Raw genomic sequence first — 2,390 nt, forward strand, 5'->3', positions numbered from 1 at the left:
GGTTCTCGGCGAGGTGGTGTGTGACTTGGTGGAGGCCGGTGGAAAGGTTGTGCTGTCCACGGCGACTCTGCCCACGGCTTACTTGAAATACTTTAGGTGTTTTGAGGGGAGGAATTTAATAGACGTCGATGGACCTGACAGGAGAGTTGATGTGGAGATTAGGGAGGAGACCCTTACAGTGGAGGGTCTAAATAAGGAGGTGAACTGTGGGTTGCGTAGCTTGGTAATTGTAAATACCATCGCCAAGGCCCGGGAGCTGTATAAGGGGGTGAGGTGCGGCAGGAAGGCTGTTGTACACTCTCTCGTGAGGAAGGCTGATAGGGAGGCGGCTTTGGAGGCTGTGAAGGAGGGGGGTGTCTTAATTGGCACACAGTCTCTTGAGGTAGGCCTTGACCTCGATTTTGACGTCCTCTATACAGAGCTTTCGCCGATTGACAGCCTTATCCAGAGGCTTGGGAGGATCGGCCGGAGGGGGCCTGGAAGGGCTGTGGTGTTCAGAGCGGAGGGGCCTGAGCCGTATCTAGAGGAGCTTGTTGAGCGTACAGCGTCTGTTGTCTCCAGTAACCCGTCTGGGTTAAACAAATGGGGTTTTGTAAAGGAGAGTGTTAACGAGGTCTACGACGGGAAGATCGTGGAGAGAATGGCGGTTGCGGGTGACGTGATGTACGGCGAGGCACTGGCTTATATGTCTGAGCTTTCGCTATTCTCCTATCCGCCTAGGAGAGAGGTGCCTCTGAGGCCCACTAACTACGCCTTGATCTATATAGTGGAGGGCCAGCGCCGGAATACGGTGAAGAGGGAGGAGATGATGGAGGGTATTGTTAAATTCTCCTATAGAAGATACAGCGGAAGCAGACTTGAGGCCTTTCTCCAAAAACTTCAGGGAAAGATATTTGTTGTAGAACGCGTAGAGGGCGACTACGTTGTGCTAAAAGAGGCCAAAGCAAGGGAGGGGGGATCTCCAGGTGACGAGCTCGTCGTGTTCACTGGCGACTTGGGAGACTTATACGACGAGGCTGGCGTTGCTGTGGAGTTGCTCGCCAGTGTAGTCGCGGCGGAGGACACACGTAGGCGGCGGGGAAGGCGTTCAAAAAAGAGGGGGGGCGGCGGGGCATGAAGTGTTGCGCATATTGGCTGAGGGATGGCGGATGCGGCGAGGGGTATGAGGAACATGTAGATGCGGTGCTTAAGAATTGGGCTTTGATGAAGCCATTCTACGAGAGGTGGCTTAGGAGGGTTTTTGGCTTTGACGTGGTGGAGGTTGCCATATGGTTTCACGACTTGGGTAAGCTCGCCGCGGCATATAAATCGGGTAGCGGGCGCTATCGCCACGAGGTTCTGGGGGCTTATCTGGCGTATAAGGTGTTGTGGGGAGAGGTGAGGTATTACGTCTCGGCGGCGGTGGCACTGCACCATGAGCCTATTATAATGGGCGCCTATGTTGGGGAGCTCGGCGAGAGGAGTCTGAACGTGTCTACGCTTTTGGCTATGCTACGTGGTTCCGATTTGGCAATGTACTGCAATTATTCCCCCGCAGAGGAGTTGCTGAAAAGGGCAGTGGAGATCTGGAGGAGGGGTATAGAGGCCTCTGATGTAGTTGCCGTGTTTAGAGAGGTTTTGGCGTTCCTAACAGCGGGCCCCGCCAGCGAGAGGAGGAGAAAGAGGCTACTGGTGGCCGGCATCTTGCAACCGCTTGTTGTTGCCGACTCGGTGGCCGCCATGATGAACAGAGGGGGATCCGGCACCAAGATAGCGAGGACGGCTGTATCAGGCGCCGAGCCGGGTCTCTTACGCATATCCGCTGATCAGCCCACAAAGTTATGACGTACCACACACCTGGTCACGGGCTAGTGGCGGACGCTTTGATAATGCACGGAGCGGTGAAGCTACTCCACCTATCTGGGCGCATCGAGGGTATTGTGAGGCGTGTGGGTGATCGCTTTGAGATCGAAGGGGGGGCAATAGACTGGGAGAGATATGTCAGGTGGGAGCTTCACAGCTTAGTCGATATCTCGGTGGAGTCGGAGAGGGAACTGGGCCCGCTGAGGGATTTGCGCGACGCCGCTATTGATGTGAGTAATTTCCCAGTGTGGAAACAGAGGCTTAAGGAGTCGCTCAACGCCTTGCCCACAGTCTTTGACTTATCTCCCAGCCATGCCGAGAGGCTAAAAGAGGGGCGTGTTAAAATCAAGAAGGGCTACACCCTATATCTACCTATTTCCTTGACTTTTGGAAAGTACAGAGTGGTGGATTACAGAGCGGTAGCGGACACGCCTTATGTAGTTTGCCCTTCGTGTTTTGCACTTTCTACACTAGGCTATCTATACGGGGTGGTGAAGATTAAGATAGAGGGAGAAAATGGGTTTACTATTTTTAACATCTCGCCGATC

General features: G+C 54.1%; 2 protein-coding genes and 1 pseudogene. All 3 read left to right on the forward strand.

What is annotated here, in order from left to right; genetic code table 11:
• Positions 1-1,117: helicase-related protein (locus ACP5J3_RS13310; RefSeq protein WP_428496129.1), on the forward strand; the 1,117-nt coding region annotated here is incomplete at its 5' end.
• Complete coding sequence (locus tag ACP5J3_RS13315; protein ID WP_428496130.1) at positions 1,114-1,824, forward strand: CRISPR-associated endonuclease Cas3''; 711 nt, start codon at positions 1,114-1,116, stop codon at positions 1,822-1,824. The genes ACP5J3_RS13310 and ACP5J3_RS13315, both read left to right, overlap by 4 nt.
• A pseudogene (locus ACP5J3_RS13320) lies at positions 1,821-2,390 on the forward strand (CRISPR-associated protein); the annotation flags it as partial. The gene ACP5J3_RS13315 and the pseudogene ACP5J3_RS13320, both read left to right, overlap by 4 nt.

The sequence above is a fragment of the Pyrobaculum sp. genome (assembly GCF_049971835.1).
In the GTDB taxonomy this organism is placed as follows: Archaea; Thermoproteota; Thermoprotei; order Thermoproteales; family Thermoproteaceae; genus Pyrobaculum.